Genomic DNA, 17,670 nt, shown 5'->3' on the forward strand with positions numbered 1-17,670 from the left:
TTGGTAACCTTCGCTCACTATGCTGATCAGGCTGCTGCGCACTTATCTGACGCCGTACCGGGGTGAACTCACGGGCGTTGTCGTCCTGCAGTTTATTTCGACTATGGCGGCCCTTTACCTACCGAGTCTCAATGCCGACATCATCGACAACGGCGTGACCAAAGGCGACACCGGCTACATCCTCTCCACCGGCGGGATGATGCTCATGGTCACGCTGACGCAGATCCTGTGCTCGGTGGGCGCCGTCTTCTTCGGTGCGCGAGTCGCCATGGGCGTCGGACGCGACCTCCGAGCGTCGGTGCTGCATCAGGTCGGGACGTTCTCGGCCAGGGAGGTCGGTCACTTCGGTGCGCCTTCGCTGATCACCCGCAACACCAACGACGTCCAGCAAGTGCAGATGATGGTCGTGATGAGTTGCACCATCCTCGTCATGGCGCCGATCATGTGCGTCGGCGGCATCATCATGGCTCTGCGTCAGGACCTGAACCTGTCGTGGATCCTCGGGATCAGCGTCCCGCTCCTCGTTGTCTCGATGGGTTTCCTGATCGCCCGGATGGTCCCCGGATTCCGAGTCATGCAGGGCCGCCTCGACTCCGTCAACCGTGTTCTTCGCGAACAGATCACGGGCATCCGTGTTGTCCGAGCGTTCGTGCGGGAACCGTACGAGGTAGAGCGTTTCGGCGACGCCAACCGCGAGCTGACGGAGACTGCACTCGGCGTCGGCCGCCTCATGGCACTGATGTTCCCGCTCGTGATGCTGATCAGCAACGTCACCAGCGTCGCGGTCATCTGGTTCGGTGGCCATCAGATCAACGAGGGCTCGATGCAGATCGGCTCGCTCACGGCGATGCTCAGCTACATCATGCAGATCCTGATGGCCGTGATGATGGCCACCTTCATGGCTGTGATGCTGCCGCGTGCGTCGGTGTGCGCCGAACGTATCTCCGAGGTCCTCGACACGGATTCGTCGGTGATCCCGCCCGAGAATCCGGTCCGAGAGCTGAAGGACCCGGGCGTCGTCGAACTTCGTGGCGCTCAGTTCCAGTTCCCCGGAGCCGAAGAACCCGTACTGCGCGACATCACTTTCCGCGCCGAACCAGGTAAGACGACAGCGATCATCGGCGGTACGGGATCGGGAAAGACAACTCTGCTCAACCTGATTCCGCGATTGATCGACTCCACCTCCGGATCGGTATCGGTGGGTGGCGTCGACGTCCGCGACATCGACACGGAGTTGCTCTGTTCGGTGATCGGTCTGGTCCCGCAGAAGCCATACCTGTTCTCCGGCACCGTCGCCACCAATCTTCGCTACGGAAACCCCGAAGCAACCGACGAATGGCTGTGGGAGTGCCTCGAGATCGCCCAAGCTGCCGACTTCGTCCGTGCTATGCCCGAAGGTCTGGACACACCGGTGGCACAAGGCGGTACGACTGTATCGGGCGGTCAGCGTCAGCGACTTGCCATCGCCAGAGCGTTGGTGCGTAAGCCGCAGATCTATCTGTTCGACGATTCCTTCTCGGCACTCGACCTCACTACTGATGCGAGGCTGCGTGCGGCGCTTCGGCCGGTAACTCAGGATGCGTGCATCGTCGTTGTCGCGCAGCGCATTTCCACGATCGTCGAGGCCGATCAGATCATCGTGCTCGACGACGGTGCCATCGTGGGGATCGGCACGCACGACGAACTCGTGGTCAGTTGTCCCACCTACGGCGAAATTGTCGCCTCTCAGCTAGCCGTACAGGACGCATCATGAGTAATCGACCGACTTCCTCGCCTCCCATCGGCCCACCCGGCGGCGGCGATCCCACCAAGAAGGCCATGAACTTCGGCCCTTCTCTCAAGCGTCTCCTCGGACGCCTGAGCCCGGACAAGCCGATTGTCGTCCTGATCTTCGCTTTGGTGACCGTAAGCGTCGTACTTTCCTCGATCGCTCCGAAAATCCTGGGAAATGCCACCAACCTGATCTTCGACGGCATCGTCAGCAAGCAACTCCAGCCGGGGACGACAAAGGAACAGGCTGTGGACGGGTTGCGCGCGTCGGGGCAGGGCCAGCTCGCGGACATGGTGTCCGGCATGGCCGTTGTGCCCGGAACCGGAATCGATTTCGACGCCGTCGGCAAGGTCTTGATGATCGTGCTGCTGCTGTTCGTCTGTGCGTCGCTGTTCAGTTGGTTGCAGGCGTATCTGCTCAACATCGTGGTGCAGCGAACCGTTCGCCGACTGCGCGAGGATGTCGAGCAGAAGATTCACCGACTTCCCTTGCGGTACTTCGATACTCATGCCCGCGGTGATGTTCTCTCACGCGTGACCAATGACATCGACAACGTAGCGCAGAGCTTGCAGCAGACGCTCAGCCAGTTGGTCATGTCGGTGATGACCGTCCTGGGCATTCTGGTGATGATGCTGTGGATCTCACCGGTGCTCGCCCTGATCGCGGTGGCAACTGTTCCGCTGTCGATCATGGTCACGGCGTTCATCGCGAAGCGTTCACAGAAGCACTTCGTCGCGCAGTGGAAGAGCACCGGCGGAATCAACGCGCAGGTCGAGGAAGCATTCAGCGGCCACGAGTTGGTCAAGGTGTTCGGCCGTCAGCAGGAGGTCGAGGAGCGCTTCCGCAAGCAGAACGAGGATCTGTACGAGTCCAGCTTCAAGGCGCAGTTCATCTCCGGTCTGGTCATGCCGGCCGTGATGTTCCTCGGCAACCTCAACTACGTTGCCATCGCAGTGGTGGGTGGCATGCGCGTCGCATCCGGAACGATGACGCTCGGCGACGTGCAGGCGTTCATCCAGTACTCGCGGCAGTTCACGCAGCCGCTCACGCAGATTGCGTCGATGACCAATCTGCTGCAGTCCGGCGTCGCTTCGGCCGAGCGTGTTTTTGCGCTGCTCGACCAAGAGGAGCAGTCGGAGGACCCGAAGGGCGCGAAGTCGCCCACGGTCGACAAGGGCCGCGTCAAGTTCGAGAACGTCACGTTCAGCTACAAGCCGGAACAGCCGCTGATCGAGGACTTGTCCCTGACCGCCGAGCCGGGTCAGATGGTGGCGATCGTCGGCCCGACCGGCGCCGGCAAGACCACCCTCGTCAACCTCATCCTGCGGTTCTACGAACTCAATTCGGGCCGAATCACTTTGGACGGCGTCGACATCGCCGACATGACACGAGACGATCTGCGTTCACGCATCGGCATGGTTCTGCAGGACGCGTGGCTGTTCGGTGGAACAATCCGCGAAAACATCGCGTACGGCAAGCCCGGTGCCACCGACGAGGAGATTCGTCGCGCAGCCGAGATGAGCTACGTCGACAAGTTCGTGCACTCCCTGCCCGAGGGCTACGACACGGTCATCGACGAGGAAGGCAGCAACGTCAGTGCCGGCGAGAAGCAGCTCATCACCATCGCCCGAGCCTTCATCTCGCAGCCGTCCATCCTGATCCTCGACGAGGCGACCAGTTCGGTGGACACGCGCACCGAACTACTCGTCCAGAGCGCCACGGCGGTTCTGCGCAGCGACCGCACCAGCTTTGTCATCGCACACCGTCTTTCGACAATTCGTGATGCAAACCTGATCGTGGTGATGGAGGACGGCCGGATCGTGGAGCAGGGGAGCCATGAAGCTCTGCTCGAATCCCGCGGCGCGTACTTCCGTCTGTACAACAGCCAGTTCGTGGGCGCGGAGATCTAATCGCGCTACTACGGTGGTGAGCATGCTGATTGCCGAGGATCTGCTGTTGCTTGCCACCGACGACGCGAGCGGAAAGCTGCTGCGTTCGTCGTCCTACGTAGACGTTGCGCTCGGAGGTGCGCTGCTGGTCGAACTCGTCCTTGCCGACCGCGTCCGCCTCGACGGCTCCGGATGGCGGGCGCGGGTGGCCATCATCGACAATCGGCCACTCGCGGATCCCACTCTCAATGCTGCATTGGCGAGGTTGGCCGAGAAGCCACCGGCCCGGCCGACTGCGGTGGTGAATCGACTTGCGAAGGGCGCACGGAAGGCGCTCTATGCCGGCATGCGAGCCCGCGGAATTGTGACGGCCGTGGAATATCAAGTGCTCGGGATCTTTCCGAGCGTCAGATGGCCGGCAACCAACCCGCGGTACGAGGATCAACTCCGCTGCGCGCTGCGTGACATTCTGCTGGGTGTCCGCCAACCCACTCCCGCCGAAGGCGCATTGGTGTCGATCCTGGCAGGCGCGAACATGCTCAAAGTGATCGTTCCGGCTGATCAGTTCAAGGCAGCTAAAGCGCAAGCGAAGGTGCTCTCGCAGGGAAACTGGGCGAGCGAGGCAGTGCGGCAGTCGATCGCCGCGACGCAGGCAGCCACCACCGCTGCGCTCACCGCAACAATTGCGGCGTCGGCATCTTCGGGATCGTGACGGGGCGATACTGCAGGACGTGGCCCTTTCTGCAGCTGTGACAGGATTGAGCCCGTGACTTCTGCAGTACCGACACCGCCCGTGCCCGTCGTCGACAAGCGTCCCGAGTCGATTTTCACCATTGGGACGAGGCTCGAGGACAGGCTCGGACGAACCGGCACCATCCACACACCGCACGGCGACATCGCGACACCGTCGTTCGTGGCCGTCGGAACCAAGGCGACGGTCAAAGCCGTGCTGCCCGAGTCCATGAAGGAACTCGGTGCGCAGTCGTTGCTCGCCAACGCGTACCACCTGTACCTGCAGCCGGGACCCGACATCGTCGACGAGGCCGGCGGGCTGGGCAAGTTCATGAACTGGGACGGGCCCACCTTCACCGACAGCGGTGGCTTCCAGGTCATGTCGCTGGGCGTCGGGTTCAAGAAGGTTCTCGCGATGGAAGCCGTCGGCGTGCAGTCCGACGACGTCATCGCGAAGGGCAAGGAGCGTCTCGCGACGGTCGACGACGAGGGCGTGACGTTCAAATCGCACCTCGACGGCAGCAAGCATCGCTTCACCCCCGAGGTGTCGATGCAGATCCAGCATCAGCTCGGCGCCGACATCATGTTCGCGTTCGACGAGCTCACCACGCTGCTCAACACGCGCGGTTACCAGGAGCGATCGGTTGAGCGCACGCAGGCGTGGGCAATCCGCTGCATCAACGAGCACGAGAAGCTCACCGCCGAACGCGCCGACAAGCCCTACCAGGCACTCTTCGGCGTGATCCAAGGCGCGCAGTACGAAGATCTGCGTCGTCAGGCCTGCCGTGGCCTCGAGTCGATCGAAGGCGAGAACGGATACGGCTTCGACGGTTACGGCATCGGCGGTGCCTTGGAGAAGCAGAACCTCGGCACGATCGTGCGCTGGTGCAACGAGGAACTACCCGAGAACAAGCCGCGTCACATGCTCGGCATCAGCGAACCGGACGACTTCTTCGTCGCAATCGAGAACGGTGCGGACACCTTCGACTGCGTCAACCCGTCGCGTGTTGCTCGCAATGCCGCGATTTACGTCCGCTCCGGCCGATTCAACATCAACACCAGCCGGTTCCGCCGTGACTTCACACCTATCGACGACGAGTGCGACTGCTACACCTGCGCCAACTACACCCGCGCGTACATCCATCACCTCTTCAAGGCGAAGGAAATGCTCGCGTCGACGCTCTGCACCATCCACAACGAGCGGTTCACCGTGAAGTTGGTCGACGACATCCGAGCCAGCATCGAAGGCGGGTACTTCCACGACTTCAAAGCGGACATGCTCGGAAAGTTCTACGCGGCGAAGACGCCTGCACCTCAGGCGTAGGTCGGTTCGCGCTTCTTCACGTAGGCGATGACGCGGTAGGTGATCGGCATGACCAGTACCTCGACAAGCGTCTTCCACAGGAAGCCGACCAGCACGTAGTTGATGAAGTCTTCCCACGTACTGATGCCGATGACACCGGCCGCGATGGAACAGAAGATGAGGGTATCGGCGAATTCGCCGACGACGGTCGAGCCGATCAGGCGCGCCCACAGGTGCTTCTCCTGCATGCGCTTCTTCATCATGACCAGCACTAGGGAGTTCAGGAGCTGACCGACGAGATAGGCGGCCAAACCTGCGACCAGTAGCCGGGGAATGACGCCCACTACGGTTTCGAGGGCGGCCTGATTCTCGTAGAACGCCGCCGACGGGAGTTGCACGGCGATCCAGAAACACGCGGCAGCAAGGATCAGTGCGCCGAAGCCCAGGTAGATCGCACGCCGGGTGGCTTTGAAGCCGTAGACCTCACTGAGTACGTCACCGAGAACATAGGCGAGCGGGAACAGGAAGAAACCACCGTCGGTGATGACAGGAAGAATCTGCAAGGGGCCGAGCGAGAACTCGGAATCCGCGAAAAAGGCGACCCCTTTGGTCGCCGCCACATTCGAGATCAGCAGTGTCGCGGTGAACAGCGCGACGATCGTCGGGTAATAACCCCGGCTGACGTGCGCAAATTTGGTTTCGTGGGTCGATTCGTCTTGCTGATCCTGAGCTGTCACGTCCGTCATCCAAGCACCACAAGGCGCTCGGATGCGAGTTGGCGACCGTCCAGTTGCGCAGAACACACCGAAGGCCCTGCGGTTTCACGTGGAACCGCAGGGCCTTCAGTGATGCAAACGAACTGATCAGGCAGCTACGTGACCGCCGGTCAGCACGCGGTATGCGTAGGTACTGGCGATCAACGCGACGGGTGCCGTCACCAGAAGCCCGATCAAACACAGGAGCGCACCAACGATGTTGATACCGATCAGAGCGAGCGCCAGCAGGATCAAGGTTCCGACGTTCGACGATGTCAACGCGTAGCTCGACTTGATGCCCGAAATCGCATCCTGGTTCTTGTCCACGATGAAGGTCAGCGTGTAGTAGAGCAGGAACGCCGCGATGATGCCGGGAATAATGCAGAGAGCCAAACCGACGTAGGTGGCTACGGCTACAAGGAAACCGCCGAGAACAACTGCGCCGATGTTGGTGAATTGGAAGAAGGTACCGAAGGCCGGCTTGATTCCATCCAATTCGCTCAATGCTCCGCGGAGGAATGCGGCTTGGATGATGTAGCCGACGATGGCGGTGACCAATCCACCCACAATGGACAGCGCGCTGAACTCTGTGTTGGTGTAGTCAAAGCCGTTGAAAGCGCCCTGGATAAGGCCGGCGATCAAGAACGCGATGATCGAGATTCCGATCCAAACCAATGCGTTGTCTTTGAACTTGTTCCAGCCGTAGGAAATTGCAGCGCCCACGGAAAGCTGCGGTCCACCGAATCCTGCACCGTAGTCATTGGCGGGCGGCGGCGGGAAGTTGCCGCCTCCGGGAGGTGGCGGGTAGCCGCCAGGCGGCGGATAGTTTCCGCCGGGAGGGGGATAGCTTCCACCTTGAGGCGGCGGCGGGTATCCACCTGGCGGCGGGTAGTTGCCACCTTGAGGCGGTGGCGGGTATCCACCGGGGGGCGGGTAGCTTCCGCCCTGCGGAGGCCCCGCCGGCGGGGGATAGCTCCCGGGAGGAGGCGTTCCCTGCTGGCCGTAGGGATCCTGGGGCGGGAATTGCTTCCCGTCCTCTGGGTTCTGGTTGGGGTCTTGCCCACCGGTTGTCATATACGCACCTAGCCCTTGACTACCTGAGTTCCACCAGCGAGCTCGTCATGCTTGCCCTGCTTGGTGGGGCTGTTGTTGATCGTGACCGCGATGAGGACGTACGCAACAAGCGAGAGAAGTCCTCCGATGATCGGAATGATCGACAAGAGGTTGAATGCGTTGCGAATTGCGGACTGCTGCGGAGTGGGAAGGCCCGCGCCTCCCGGGGCCTTCACCGATAGCCCAAGGAGCTTCTTGCCTGGAGTCCAACCTTGTGTGACCTCGAACCCAACGAAATAGGCGAATGTCAGGAGGGCAGTCAGCAGGCCTGTTATCCAGTATCCCGAGTCGACGAAGACGATCAGGAGCCCGACCACTATGCCGAGAATGATGTAGTCGATAAGGCGAGCGCCAAATCGAATACCCAGTCCACCGGCTTCGGCGCCAGAGGGCAGCCGGTTTCCTCCGCCGTACGCACCCTGGTCGTTGAACTGCGGCGGCGGCGGAAAGCTGCCACCCTGCGGAGGCGGCGGGTATCCACCGGGCGGCGGGTAGTTGCCACCTTGAGGAGGCGGGAAGTTTCCACCCTGTGGAGGCGGCGGGTAGCTTCCGCCTTGCGGGGGGCCGGCGGGAGGTGGGTAACTTCCGGGAGGAGGTGTTCCCTGCTGGCCATATGGATCCTGGGGTGGGAATTGCTTTCCGCCCTCTGGATTCTGGTTGGGGTCGTACCCACCGGTTGTCATGTGTTCCCCTCAGTCGTAAATATCGCGCTCGAGTGTGACAGTGGATATGACCCTACTGGGATCAAAGAGCTATGGGGATGACATCTGCTCACTTGGATTCGGAGGTCACCTGTGGTTTAGGCTGCGTTGTATGACGAGTTCCGGGGGCAACAACGACGATTCTTCGAGCGATTACCAGGCAAAACCTGGATACGGAGAATTTCCGAGCCTGCCGCCCGAAGGGTACGGCGTGTCCCCGTCCGAAACGCAGTCTTCATCTGAAGTTCCCGGATATACCACTCCCAACGAGCAGTACCCGGGTTATCCGCCGCCGTCGTACAACCCGCCCGGTAATATGCCCCAGCCGGGTGGAATTGGTGAACCCAACCCGTACCTGCCGCCGCAGAATTTCGGACCGCCGAATCAATATCAGCCGAATCAATATCAGCAACCCGGACAATACGGACAGGCTCAATACGGACAGGCTCAATACGGACAGGCTCAATACGGACAGGCTCAGTACGGCCAACCTCCGAACCCGTACGGTCAACCGAATCAATTCGCGGGTGGGTACGCACCACCGATGCAGCCGGTCGGCACCAATGGTCTCGCAATTGCATCGCTGGTTGTATCGCTTGCAGGCGGTTGCTTCTACAGTGTCGGCGGAATCGTCGGAATCATTCTGGGTATTGTCGCGCTCAATCAGATCAAGCAGACAGGTCAAGAGGGACGCGGGCTTGCGATAGCCGGAATTGCGGTCGGAGCGGTTTTCCTGGCCTTTTTTGCCGTGATTCTCGTAGTCGCACTCATGGCGAGTGCATCGTCGTCGTACTGAAGTGGCGTCGTACTGAAGTGGGCGTCGTACTGAAGTGGGCGTCGTACTGAAGTGACCAGGGCTTACACGAGTGTGACGATGGACGACGCAGGAAGTGGCTTCCCGAAGTAATAGCCTTGGCCCATGTCGCAGCCGGCTCGCAAGACGTTGGCTGTGTGTTCGGCGGTTTCGACGCCCTCGGCTATCGAATCCAGACCGAGCTTCCGAGCGATGTCGGCGATGGACTCCATCACCATGAAGGCGCGATCTCCAGCACGACCCGCTGCGCTGACGGCCCAGGTCAACGATTGGTCGATCTTGAGAATGTCGAGCGGCAATTCCGATAACGCGGAGAACGATGCGAAGCCCGCCCCGAAATCATCGAGGGCAATTCGAATTCCTTCGTTGTGCAGTATGTGAAGGGTCTCGGCGGCATGCCGACCCACGACGCCGAGTTCGGTGACTTCCACGATAATTCTGCTCAGTGGGGTTTCTGAACTGTGGAGCGCTCCGAGGATTTCGTGAGCGGCGTGCGGGGTAGCGAGTTGGCGAGGCGAAAAGTTGACCGCGACCATCATGTGCTCAGGCCACGACGCTGTTTGGGCGCAAATCATGTCCAGAGCTTGTAATCCGATGGGAATGATGAGTCCGGAAGACTCGGCGGAGCGCATGAAATCTTGAGGCTCGATCAACCCTCGAAGTGGATGGCGCCACCGCAGAAGGGCTTCATAGCTGATAATTGCTGACGAGTTCAGATTGACCTGGGGTTGATACAACACCTCGAATTGATGGTCGTCGAGTGCCTCGCGAAGCTCGCGGACCATGCGTATTCCTTTTCGTCCTGAGTCGCCCGTGCCGCACGTGCGTGTCAGCGTGGATGCTGCAAGTGGGTACTGCGGTCGGATTCCAGGTTCAGATCCCGGGCGTAGTTTTGCAGGGACCGCTCGCCCTGAATTGCCTTCGCCAGTCTCGACCGTACTTCACTATTCGAGAATTGCCAACGAATAGCTATTGCTGACGGCTTTGTCACATCGGACAATCGACCCTTTGTACCGACGAAGTGCCAATTGATCCCTTACTTACTTCGCTGGGAAAATCCACGGGGTCCGGGGGATCTTCCGAGAATTGAATCGATCCGCCAATAGTGGTGGTGTGACAACTTCGCCGGGTTCGGCGATGCCGATGCTCGATGCGATCATCGTCAACACCTGCTCGGCACTGCGTCCGGCCTCGAGTTGATCTGCAAGAGTCACCGCGCCGTCGCGCTTCGCGAGTCGTTTGCCTTCACTGTTCAAAGCGAGAGGAACGTGCGCGTACGACGGTGGTTCGATGTCGAGCAGTCGAGCAAGGTAGGCCTGGCGTGGAGCCGAGGTCAGGAGGTCGTCGCCTCGGACCACCTGGTCGATGTTCTGGGCGCCGTCGTCGACGACAACGGCGAGGTTGTAAGCGGGTACTCCGTCACCGCGGAGCAGGACGACGTCGTCGACTTGTCCCGTCACCTCGCCGAACAGTTCGTCGTGCACGGTGAACGAGTCGATGCCGGCCCGTAGCCTCAGCGCGGGGGTTCGGCCGCTTGCCGATTTCTCGGCGCGTTCGGCCTCCGACAGGTTCCGACACGTGCCGGGGTAGGCGCCATCGGGAGCGTGGGGAGCGGACGGTGCCTGCAGGATCTCCTTGCGTGTGCAGAAGCAAGGATAGGTCAGGTCACGATCACGTAATAGGTCGATAGCCTTGTGGTACAAGGGAAGACGGTGTGACTGTAAGACGACTGGGCCGTCCCAGGTGAGGCCGAGCGTGCGCAGATCGTCGAGTTGTCGATCCATCGCGCCGGGTCGGACACGGTCGAGATCCTCGACCCGAATGAGGAAGTCGCGCCCGCTGGTGCGGGCGAACAGCCAGGCCAAGAGGGCGGTCCGCAGGTTTCCCAGATGGAGATCGCCGGACGGACTCGGCGCGAAGCGTCCTGCTCCTGCCACGTCAGCTGGCGAGCCCGACGGAGGCGAGTGGATTCTCGGCGTCGTGCAGGGTGAGGCGGATCTGGGTTTCCAAAGCGTGATCGAGGTACTGCGGCGGATACATGGAGGGGCTTCCGAGTGCGTCGAGTGCCAACCCGTTGACGGTGGAAAGTAGAAGTGCCGCTCTGGTTTCCGCTTCCGGGGTTCCGATCCCGATCAGGACCGTCGAGATGCCGGTGCGGATTGTGAACAGAGTTGTCCGGCGGATTTCGGAGAGTGACTCACTGGTTGCGGCACGCACGGCAAATGCGGCGAGCACATGTGCCTCGCGCGTGCGTTGTTCGTCGAGGGGCAGGAGTTGCGAGAGTGCCTGGAAAAGAGAGGTATGCGGGTCCGCCTCGGCGGACGACTCGGCCAGTCTTGTCAACAATCTATCGACGAGTGTTCGCAGTGCGAATGCGAACATCTCGTCCTTGGTCGAGAAATGATGTTGCACTGCGCCGATCGAGACGCCCGCCCGTTTTGCGACCTCGCGAACGCTGGCATTTTCCAGTCCGGATTCCGCGGCGACGTCGAACAATGCCGCCGCAAGCAGGTCTGGACTCGTGGAGGATTTTCGACGCTCTGGCATACCGCGACATTACATGTGTATGGAAGTAATGCCCACGTCAGGGGTACTTTTTCACGCTTTCCGGCCGAGGAAGGCAAGGAGTTTCGTCGCTTTGTCAGCGTTGTCCGGAGCCTGTATTTCCGGGCCGCACACGCCGCTCATGCGGATCGAGTCGCCCAGGCCCGCGGCGATCTCCGACACCCAGTCCACGTCCGCGTCTCGCATCGTTGTATCGGTGCCGGTTGCGGCCGCGAGGTCCCAGCCGTGGATGACCAGATCGAAACACAAAAAACCCTCGACCGTGGCCCCGAGGTTGGTCCTGCCGAAGTGCCCGTCGTATTCGAGGGTGGACTTTGCCGGATCGTCCAAAATTGCCTGCATCGAATCGCGGACGGCCGCCCAGGCTGCCGACGGGTCGTCGTCAACCGACGGGCCCGACGCCAATTCCAGGCCGACTACCTTGACCATGTCTCTTTCGCTGTCGAGCACGTGTCTCACCACGTCGCGGGCGGTCCAGCCCTCGCAGGGGGAATCGCTGTCCCAGCGATCGGCGGGTACGGCGTCGATCCGCGCCGTGAATCCGGCGGCCAGATCCCGATAGCGTTGGGCGGGGGAGATCTCTGTTGAAGTCATGACGTCAATCCTTCTCCACCGCGGAGCGTCGTGATTGATTATTTCGGACATTCATTCGATCTCCGGAGCGTCCGCCCAGATATCCATCGGTACGACACCGGCGCTCTTTCCTTCGTCGTCGAGAAGTCGGCCGACCCTTTTCATGGATCGCAGCACCACCGATCTGTTCAACACCACCAAACCCGGCGCCTCTTGGGCGAGTTGCATCTCGGTAATGGGGGTTTCACGCAGAGAATGGGCGGCGATCGCGAGCAATGTGTTGGCCCGGCCTCCGGATATCCGCATGCACACCCGTGTTCCCGGCACTCGCTCCACCAGCGCACGAATCGTCGACCGGTCCGTGGGATCGACATATCCCCACACCCAGGTCACGAGGGGCCAGCCGGACAACGGCAGAGACACGTCGCAGCGGAACACGATCTGGTTGCGCGACGTCAATTCGGCAAGTCGCCGCCTGACGGTACTTTCGCTGAGGCCGGTACCGACCGTGAGCTCTGCAATCGATGATCGACCGTCCTCGCCCAGCTTCAAGATCAACTGGCGATCGACCGCGTCGAACGACTTCCCGTGATGGCGCTGATCCGTCGGTGCATATTTGTAGCGCACAGGCCGGTCCGTCATCACCGCCCGCTGCGTGGCATCGAGTACCTGCAACTTCCAGTCGTCGCCGATAGCGAAGACCTCGGTGACGAGATGTGCACGCGAACTGACGATTCCGGGCACCGACGCGAGCGAACGAAGCATGAAACGAGACAGGAAAGCCATGTCTCTGACCTCGACGAGAAGAGTCAAGTCGCCTGGGCCGCTTGTGTGTTCGACGCTCAGCACCTGCGGCCAGAGGGCGAGTCGTTCCGCAATCGCCAAGGCGTACGAAGTCGTGCAGTCGACTTCCACTAAAGCCAGACACGATTCCGGACGGCCGTGGCCGGTTGCCCTTGCGGAGACCCAGGCGGTGCCGGAGTCCTGTAGCCGCTGCCAGCGCCGCGCGACGGTGACCGGATCAACTTTGAGCGCGTCACCAACCGTGCGCCACGACGCTCGCGGGTCGAGTTGCAGGCAATTGATCAAGGCGAGGTCGACGTCGTCGAGCACGGCGGAATCCTGCGTTTGTTCGATCATCGTGCAAGTATCGTGCATCTTCATTGTGTCTGGGATCACTTCATTCATGCTCGAAGGGCAGAACGCGGTGGCAAGTGCCCACCGCGTTCCTGCTGTGAGAGGAGAATCCTGATGCCGTCCACCACGTTGTCCGCCGTTCCGACCGAGAGGAGCCTCGAGTGGGTGCAGCGCCTCGTCGGTATCGATACGACGAGTGCCGTGAGCAATCGACCGTTGATAGATCTCGTCGCTGCGGAACTACGTCGACATGGGGTCGAGCCGGTACTTGTTCCCGACGACGAGGGAACCAAGTTCAACTTATTGGCCACGTTCACGCCTCCTGACGGAAGTACTTCCGGTGGTGTGATGTTCTCCGGCCACACAGACGTTGTGCCGGTCGACGATCAAGACTGGAGCAGCGACCCTTTCACCCCCGAAATTCGCGACGGAAGTCTGTACGGACGCGGCACGTGCGACATGAAGTCGTTCATCGGGATTGTGGTCGCTTCGATCCCCGACATTGTTGCTCGGCCACTGGCGAAGCCGATTCACTTTGCTTTCTCCTACGACGAAGAAGTCGGCTGCATCGGTGCGGCAGGGTTGGTCGACGAGATCGGTACCCTGAACCTGCGACCTGAAGTGTGCATTGTCGGAGAGCCGTCGGAGATGCGAGTCATTCGCGCGCACAAGTCGATGAACGTCATACATGTTGATCTGCAGGGGGTTTCGGCCCACTCGTCGCTCACTCCCCAAGGGGTGAATGCGATCGAATACGGCGCCGAGTTGATTCGATTTGTCAGAAGCGTGGCCGACGAACTCCGTTCGTCCGGTCCGTACGACGACGCGTTCGACGTGGCCTGGACAACATGCTCGGTCAATCTCGTATCCGGCGGAATAGCAGTCAATACAGTGCCCGAGGATTGTTCCATCACTTTCGAGTTCAGGAGCATCAGCACAGCAGGCGCCGCGGATCTGCTCGAACGCTTTTCCACCGAGGCGAATCGGATCGAAGCATTGATGCGGGAAGAGAATCCGTCGGCCTCCGTGACGATGCACGTGTCGGCCTCGGTTCCTCCGCTGGAGACGGATGCGAATGCTTCGGCGGCTGCACTGGTCGAACAGTGGGGCGGTCGGCCCACGGACGAAAAGGTCGCCTACGCCACCGAGGCCGGCATGTTCGCGAGTATCGGCGTCCCCACTGTGGTGTGCGGACCGGGAAGTATCACGCAGGCTCATGCACCCGACGAATACGTGGCTCTTGACCAATTGGCACAGTGCGAGCAGTTCGTTCGGAGCGTCATCGCTCACGCCCGCGCCTGATCCACCCCCCGATCTCCTAAGGAAACCTATGTCCACGGCAACTTCGCCAACCTCCGGAACTGTCACCCCGGAACGCCTGGCCGCTGCTCGCAAGGCGGTGATCAGCAGCTCACTCGGCGCTGCGCTCGAGTGGTTCGACGTCATCGTCTACGCGTCATTCGCAGTGGTCATCGCCCATAACTTCTTTCCAGGCGGTGACAACACACTCGGATTGATACTGACGTTTGCGACGTTCGCAATCTCCTACGTCATCCGGCCACTGGGTGGGATGGTTCTCGGCAGCTACGCAGACCGTCGCGGGCGCAAGAACGCCTTGACGTTGACGATGATGCTCATGATGATCGGCACGCTCATCATGGCTGTGGCGCCGACGACCTCGATGATCGGACCGTGGGCCGGCGTCGTCATCCTGGTTTCGCGACTTATTCAAGGATTCTCCGCTGGTGGTGAATTCGGTACTGCCACAACCTTCCTCGTGGAAACTGCGCCACACAAGAAGGCGTTCTACTCTTCCTGGCAGGTAGCGAGCCAAGGTGCCTCGGTTTTCCTGGCGTCGTTGTTCGGATACGTGCTCAACACCCATCTTTCGCATGAAGCGCTCTACTCCTGGGGCTGGCGCGTTCCGTTCTTCTTCGGCATCATCGTCGGCCCGGTCGGTCTCTACATCCGTGCCAAGCTCGATGAAACGGACGACTTCAAGACGAGCGTCCCGGACAAAGCCCCACTGAAGACGACGCTGACCAGGCATCTCGGCCGGGTGCTCACCGGTGCCGCAGTAGTCGGCGTCGCGACTATCTCGATCTATCTTATCTTGTACATGCCGACGTTTGCCGTGAAGAATCTCGGAGTATCCGCCTCTGCCGGCTATCTCGGCGGTATCGTCGCCGGACTGGTCACCTTGATCACTGTGCCGTTGATCGGTCATCTTGCAGACCGGGTCGGACCTGCGAGAGTCATGACCTGGGCCGCCGTCGCGGCAATCGTCTTGGCCTGGCCGCTCTTCAAATTGATGGTCGATCACCCGTCGACTCTGACGCTCGTCCTGGTTGTTTCAGTCCTGGGTGTCATCATGGCGTTTGCGTTCGGCCCGTTGCCAGCCTTGATGAGTTCGCTGTTCCCAGCGGAGATTCGCGCTACCGGGATGTCTTTGTCGTACAACCTGGGCGTGACCTTGCTCGGCGGAATCGCGCCGTTGGTCTTGACCTGGTTGATCAGTACAACAGGCTCGCTCGACGCGCCGAGTTACTACTACATCACGGTCGCAGTTCTTTCCCTCGGCGGCCTGTGGTCTGCCAGGACACTTTTCAGTCAAAAGTGACGGCCGGGGGACGACGGTCGCGACTATGCGACCGCGTCTCCCTCGGTCAGAGCGACGACGGTATCCGACCCGTGCCAGTCGGGGGCTTGGGTTCGGAGCAGAGCCGCCGGGGTCAGCGACGAGATTCGGCGGCATTCACGCGTCAAGTGGGCCTGATCGCTGAATCCGCAGTGGGCAGCGGATTCAGCGAGTCCCAACGCGGGTCGACTGCGAGCGAGTGCCATGAAGCGCTGGAGACGCAAGATCGCGCGCAGCGTCGCAGGACCGTATCCGAAAGCGTCATTGCAACGACGCTGGAGTTGGCGTGACGTCAGTGCGGCCGCGTCGGCGAGAGAGCTGACATTCCACGAATGTTCGGACAGTGCGGTGCGAACATGGTTGATCACCGGATCGTGACGGAAACTCGAACTTGCCCAACTTCGAACAGCATCTTCGAGGACGGAGACCTGTTCGTGGTCTTCGGAATTCTCCAAGCGGTTCAACAGTATTCGTTCTGTACGTGCGTCGGTTACATCGCTGAGGTCGGCGCGGGAATCCCGAAGCTCGGACGCCGAAGTTCGTAGCATGGGCGATGCTGATCCAGGGCGGAATCGAACACCCACGGAGCGTGTTCCCGGCGGAAGCGTGAACGACCACGCAGCAGTTTCCGGGCCGCAGACGCGGATGCCGACGCCACGTATCCACAGCACGTCCATGCAGGCATCGGGCACTAGTAGGTGCTCGCCTTCTGCACACGCCGTCCAGCCGCACACCAGGATGTCGGAGAGATCCGGGGCGACCGATTGTGGTGTGTACCAACCCATGACAAGAGCTTATCGAGCGGCACCGACACGAAGGTGAGTTCAGTCGACCGGGCCGAAGCGGTATCCGAACCCCCGGATGGTTTTGATGTATTTCGGTTTCGCGGGATCGGATTCGAGTTTGGACCGCAGGCTGAGAATCGTCGCGTCGACCACATGCGTCTTTTCGTGGGCGGGACCCCAGACGTTTCGGATCAGGTGATCACGCGAGTACACACGCCCCGGCTCGGTCGACAGTTCCAGGAGTACTCGCCATTCGGTCCGACTGAGGACCAGCAGCTTTCCGTCCATCGTCGCCGTCATCGCACGTCGATCGAGGAGCAGGTCACCGTGACGTTGGTGTTTGCCGGCAGCGGGATGTGCGGTTTCACGAAGGATCGCGGTGACCCGAAGATCGAGCGCGTGAGAATCGATCGGGTTCAGTACAAAGTCCGAGACAGCGCGATGTGGTGCTTCGTCGATGTCCTCGTGGGTGTCCACCAACATCATGATCGGCATCGAACTGCGCAAGCGGATCTGTCGTGCGACCTCGTAGCCGTCGATGTCCGGCAACAGAAGGTCGATCACGGCAATATCGAAACTGTCGGTGTCCAGGTCGTCGAGTAGTCGACGCCCGGTGCGGACGAGCTGTATCTGGTGCCCGAAATGTACTAATTCGGTGCCGAGTGTCTGGACAAGCTCCGAACGATCGGTAGCTGCAAGTATCAAGCTCACGTGAAATCCTCCCCCCGAAGGTGCTACTGGTCGTAACAGCTTGCATTGTGGCAGATCATCGACCGCGGGACCAGACATAAGGTGGCCGATCGAAAGTTGCGGGAACCGGGGGCGTTCGTCGCGAGACTTCTTTCACGGGCACTCTGGTCGCGTTGACGCTGCCAGGCTTGCTCGTGCTGCTTG

Annotated in this window: 17 protein-coding genes; 7 read left to right on the top strand and 10 right to left on the bottom strand. The window is 60.8% G+C overall.

Going from position 1 to position 17,670, the window contains the following annotated elements; genetic code table 11:
* Positions 1-19: 19 nt before the first annotated feature.
* Genes QM716_RS23575 through tgt form a run of 4 tightly spaced genes read left to right on the top strand, consistent with a single transcriptional unit; the run spans position 20 to position 5,716 of the window.
* The gene (locus QM716_RS23575) at positions 20-1,753 is read left to right on the top strand and encodes an ABC transporter ATP-binding protein (protein ID WP_283306556.1); all 1,734 of its coding nucleotides are present in this window, start codon (positions 20-22) and stop codon (positions 1,751-1,753) included.
* Positions 1,750-3,681, top strand: coding sequence for an ABC transporter ATP-binding protein (locus tag QM716_RS23580; RefSeq protein WP_283306557.1), 1,932 nt, complete (start codon positions 1,750-1,752; stop codon positions 3,679-3,681). The genes QM716_RS23575 and QM716_RS23580 overlap by 4 nt, the downstream gene beginning before the upstream one ends.
* Before the next feature lie 22 nt (positions 3,682-3,703).
* Positions 3,704-4,372 carry a GOLPH3/VPS74 family protein gene (locus tag QM716_RS23585; protein ID WP_283306558.1) on the top strand — a complete coding sequence of 223 codons (669 nt, stop codon included), beginning with the start codon at positions 3,704-3,706 and terminating at the stop codon, positions 4,370-4,372.
* Between the two features lie 54 nt (positions 4,373-4,426).
* Positions 4,427-5,716: a tRNA guanosine(34) transglycosylase Tgt gene (tgt, locus tag QM716_RS23590; protein WP_283306559.1), complete on the top strand. Its 1,290-nt coding sequence runs from the start codon at positions 4,427-4,429 to the stop codon at positions 5,714-5,716.
* Here the strand turns inward: tgt and QM716_RS23595 are convergent.
* From QM716_RS23595 to QM716_RS29420, 3 genes are all read right to left on the bottom strand, one after another.
* Positions 5,707-6,441 carry a queuosine precursor transporter gene (locus tag QM716_RS23595; protein WP_283306560.1) on the bottom strand — a complete coding sequence of 245 codons (735 nt, stop codon included), beginning with the start codon at positions 6,439-6,441 and terminating at the stop codon, positions 5,707-5,709. The two genes, tgt and QM716_RS23595, sit on opposite strands and share 10 nt — an antisense overlap.
* Positions 6,442-6,558: 117 nt before the next feature.
* Positions 6,559-7,524: a hypothetical protein gene (locus QM716_RS23600; protein ID WP_283306561.1), complete on the bottom strand. Its 966-nt coding sequence runs from the start codon at positions 7,522-7,524 to the stop codon at positions 6,559-6,561.
* An 8-nt stretch (positions 7,525-7,532) separates the two neighbouring features.
* The gene (locus QM716_RS29420) at positions 7,533-8,246 is read right to left on the bottom strand and encodes an RDD family protein (RefSeq protein ID WP_502942128.1); all 714 of its coding nucleotides are present in this window, start codon (positions 8,244-8,246) and stop codon (positions 7,533-7,535) included.
* Positions 8,247-8,376: 130 nt separating this feature from the next.
* On the opposite strand from QM716_RS29420, the gene QM716_RS23610 reads away from it, so the two are divergent.
* Positions 8,377-9,060 (top strand): DUF4190 domain-containing protein, encoded by a 684-nt coding sequence (locus QM716_RS23610; RefSeq protein WP_283306562.1) that lies wholly within the window; start codon positions 8,377-8,379, stop codon positions 9,058-9,060.
* Between the two features lie 62 nt (positions 9,061-9,122).
* On the opposite strand, the gene QM716_RS23615 is transcribed toward QM716_RS23610, so the two are convergent.
* The 5 genes from QM716_RS23615 to QM716_RS23635 form a co-directional block, all read right to left on the bottom strand.
* A complete protein-coding gene (locus QM716_RS23615) occupies positions 9,123-9,863 on the bottom strand; it encodes an EAL domain-containing protein (protein ID WP_283306563.1) in 741 nt (246 codons plus the stop codon).
* A 255-nt stretch (positions 9,864-10,118) separates the two neighbouring features.
* The gene (gene gluQRS / locus QM716_RS23620; RefSeq protein ID WP_283306564.1) at positions 10,119-11,015 is read right to left on the bottom strand and encodes a tRNA glutamyl-Q(34) synthetase GluQRS; all 897 of its coding nucleotides are present in this window, start codon (positions 11,013-11,015) and stop codon (positions 10,119-10,121) included.
* A 1-nt stretch (position 11,016) separates the two neighbouring features.
* Positions 11,017-11,625 (bottom strand): TetR/AcrR family transcriptional regulator, encoded by a 609-nt coding sequence (locus QM716_RS23625; protein WP_283306565.1) that lies wholly within the window; start codon positions 11,623-11,625, stop codon positions 11,017-11,019.
* A gap of 51 nt (positions 11,626-11,676) precedes the next feature.
* Entirely contained in the window at positions 11,677-12,237 is a 561-nt protein-coding gene (locus QM716_RS23630) for a TIGR03086 family metal-binding protein (RefSeq protein WP_283306567.1), read from the bottom strand.
* A 51-nt stretch (positions 12,238-12,288) separates the two neighbouring features.
* Positions 12,289-13,356 carry an Lrp/AsnC family transcriptional regulator gene (locus tag QM716_RS23635; protein ID WP_283306568.1) on the bottom strand — a complete coding sequence of 356 codons (1,068 nt, stop codon included), beginning with the start codon at positions 13,354-13,356 and terminating at the stop codon, positions 12,289-12,291.
* Between the two features lie 111 nt (positions 13,357-13,467).
* Between QM716_RS23635 and argE the strand changes: the two genes are divergently transcribed.
* On the top strand, positions 13,468-14,655 hold the full coding sequence (argE, locus tag QM716_RS23640; protein ID WP_283306570.1) for an acetylornithine deacetylase: 1,188 nt from the start codon (positions 13,468-13,470) through the stop codon (positions 14,653-14,655).
* A gap of 28 nt (positions 14,656-14,683) precedes the next feature.
* Positions 14,684-15,973 (top strand): MFS transporter, encoded by a 1,290-nt coding sequence (locus tag QM716_RS23645; protein WP_283306571.1) that lies wholly within the window; start codon positions 14,684-14,686, stop codon positions 15,971-15,973.
* 23 nt (positions 15,974-15,996) lie between these two features.
* Here the strand turns inward: QM716_RS23645 and QM716_RS23650 are convergent, their stop codons facing one another.
* Both QM716_RS23650 and QM716_RS23655 read right to left on the bottom strand, forming a co-directional pair.
* On the bottom strand, positions 15,997-16,776 hold the full coding sequence (locus QM716_RS23650) for a helix-turn-helix domain-containing protein (RefSeq protein ID WP_283306572.1): 780 nt from the start codon (positions 16,774-16,776) through the stop codon (positions 15,997-15,999).
* Positions 16,777-16,815: 39 nt separating this feature from the next.
* A complete protein-coding gene (locus QM716_RS23655; protein ID WP_283306573.1) occupies positions 16,816-17,487 on the bottom strand; it encodes a response regulator transcription factor in 672 nt (223 codons plus the stop codon).
* Positions 17,488-17,670 lie beyond the last annotated feature (183 nt).

The organism is Rhodococcus sp. IEGM 1409, assembly GCF_030056735.1.
GTDB lineage: Bacteria > Actinomycetota > Actinomycetes > Mycobacteriales > Mycobacteriaceae > Rhodococcus_F.

Excerpts from the sequence above, each read along its gene's own strand:
- QM716_RS23575 (WP_283306556.1), top strand. The coding sequence starts at position 20 with ATGCTGATCAGGCTGCTGCGCACTTATCTGACGCCGTACCGGGGTGAA.
- QM716_RS23580 (WP_283306557.1), top strand. The coding sequence starts at position 1,750 with ATGAGTAATCGACCGACTTCCTCGCCTCCCATCGGCCCACCCGGCGGC.
- QM716_RS23585 (WP_283306558.1), top strand. The coding sequence starts at position 3,704 with ATGCTGATTGCCGAGGATCTGCTGTTGCTTGCCACCGACGACGCGAGC.
- QM716_RS23595 (WP_283306560.1), bottom strand. The coding sequence starts at position 6,441 with ATGACGGACGTGACAGCTCAGGATCAGCAAGACGAATCGACCCACGAA.
- QM716_RS23600 (WP_283306561.1), bottom strand. The coding sequence starts at position 7,524 with ATGACAACCGGTGGGCAAGACCCCAACCAGAACCCAGAGGACGGGAAG.
- QM716_RS29420 (WP_502942128.1), bottom strand. The coding sequence starts at position 8,246 with ATGACAACCGGTGGGTACGACCCCAACCAGAATCCAGAGGGCGGAAAG.
- QM716_RS23610 (WP_283306562.1), top strand. The coding sequence starts at position 8,377 with ATGACGAGTTCCGGGGGCAACAACGACGATTCTTCGAGCGATTACCAG.
- QM716_RS23615 (WP_283306563.1), bottom strand. The coding sequence starts at position 9,863 with ATGGTCCGCGAGCTTCGCGAGGCACTCGACGACCATCAATTCGAGGTG.
- QM716_RS23625 (WP_283306565.1), bottom strand. The coding sequence starts at position 11,625 with ATGCCAGAGCGTCGAAAATCCTCCACGAGTCCAGACCTGCTTGCGGCG.
- QM716_RS23630 (WP_283306567.1), bottom strand. The coding sequence starts at position 12,237 with ATGACTTCAACAGAGATCTCCCCCGCCCAACGCTATCGGGATCTGGCC.
- QM716_RS23635 (WP_283306568.1), bottom strand. The coding sequence starts at position 13,356 with ATGATCGAACAAACGCAGGATTCCGCCGTGCTCGACGACGTCGACCTC.
- argE (WP_283306570.1), top strand. The coding sequence starts at position 13,468 with ATGCCGTCCACCACGTTGTCCGCCGTTCCGACCGAGAGGAGCCTCGAG.
- QM716_RS23645 (WP_283306571.1), top strand. The coding sequence starts at position 14,684 with ATGTCCACGGCAACTTCGCCAACCTCCGGAACTGTCACCCCGGAACGC.
- QM716_RS23650 (WP_283306572.1), bottom strand. The coding sequence starts at position 16,776 with ATGGGTTGGTACACACCACAATCGGTCGCCCCGGATCTCTCCGACATC.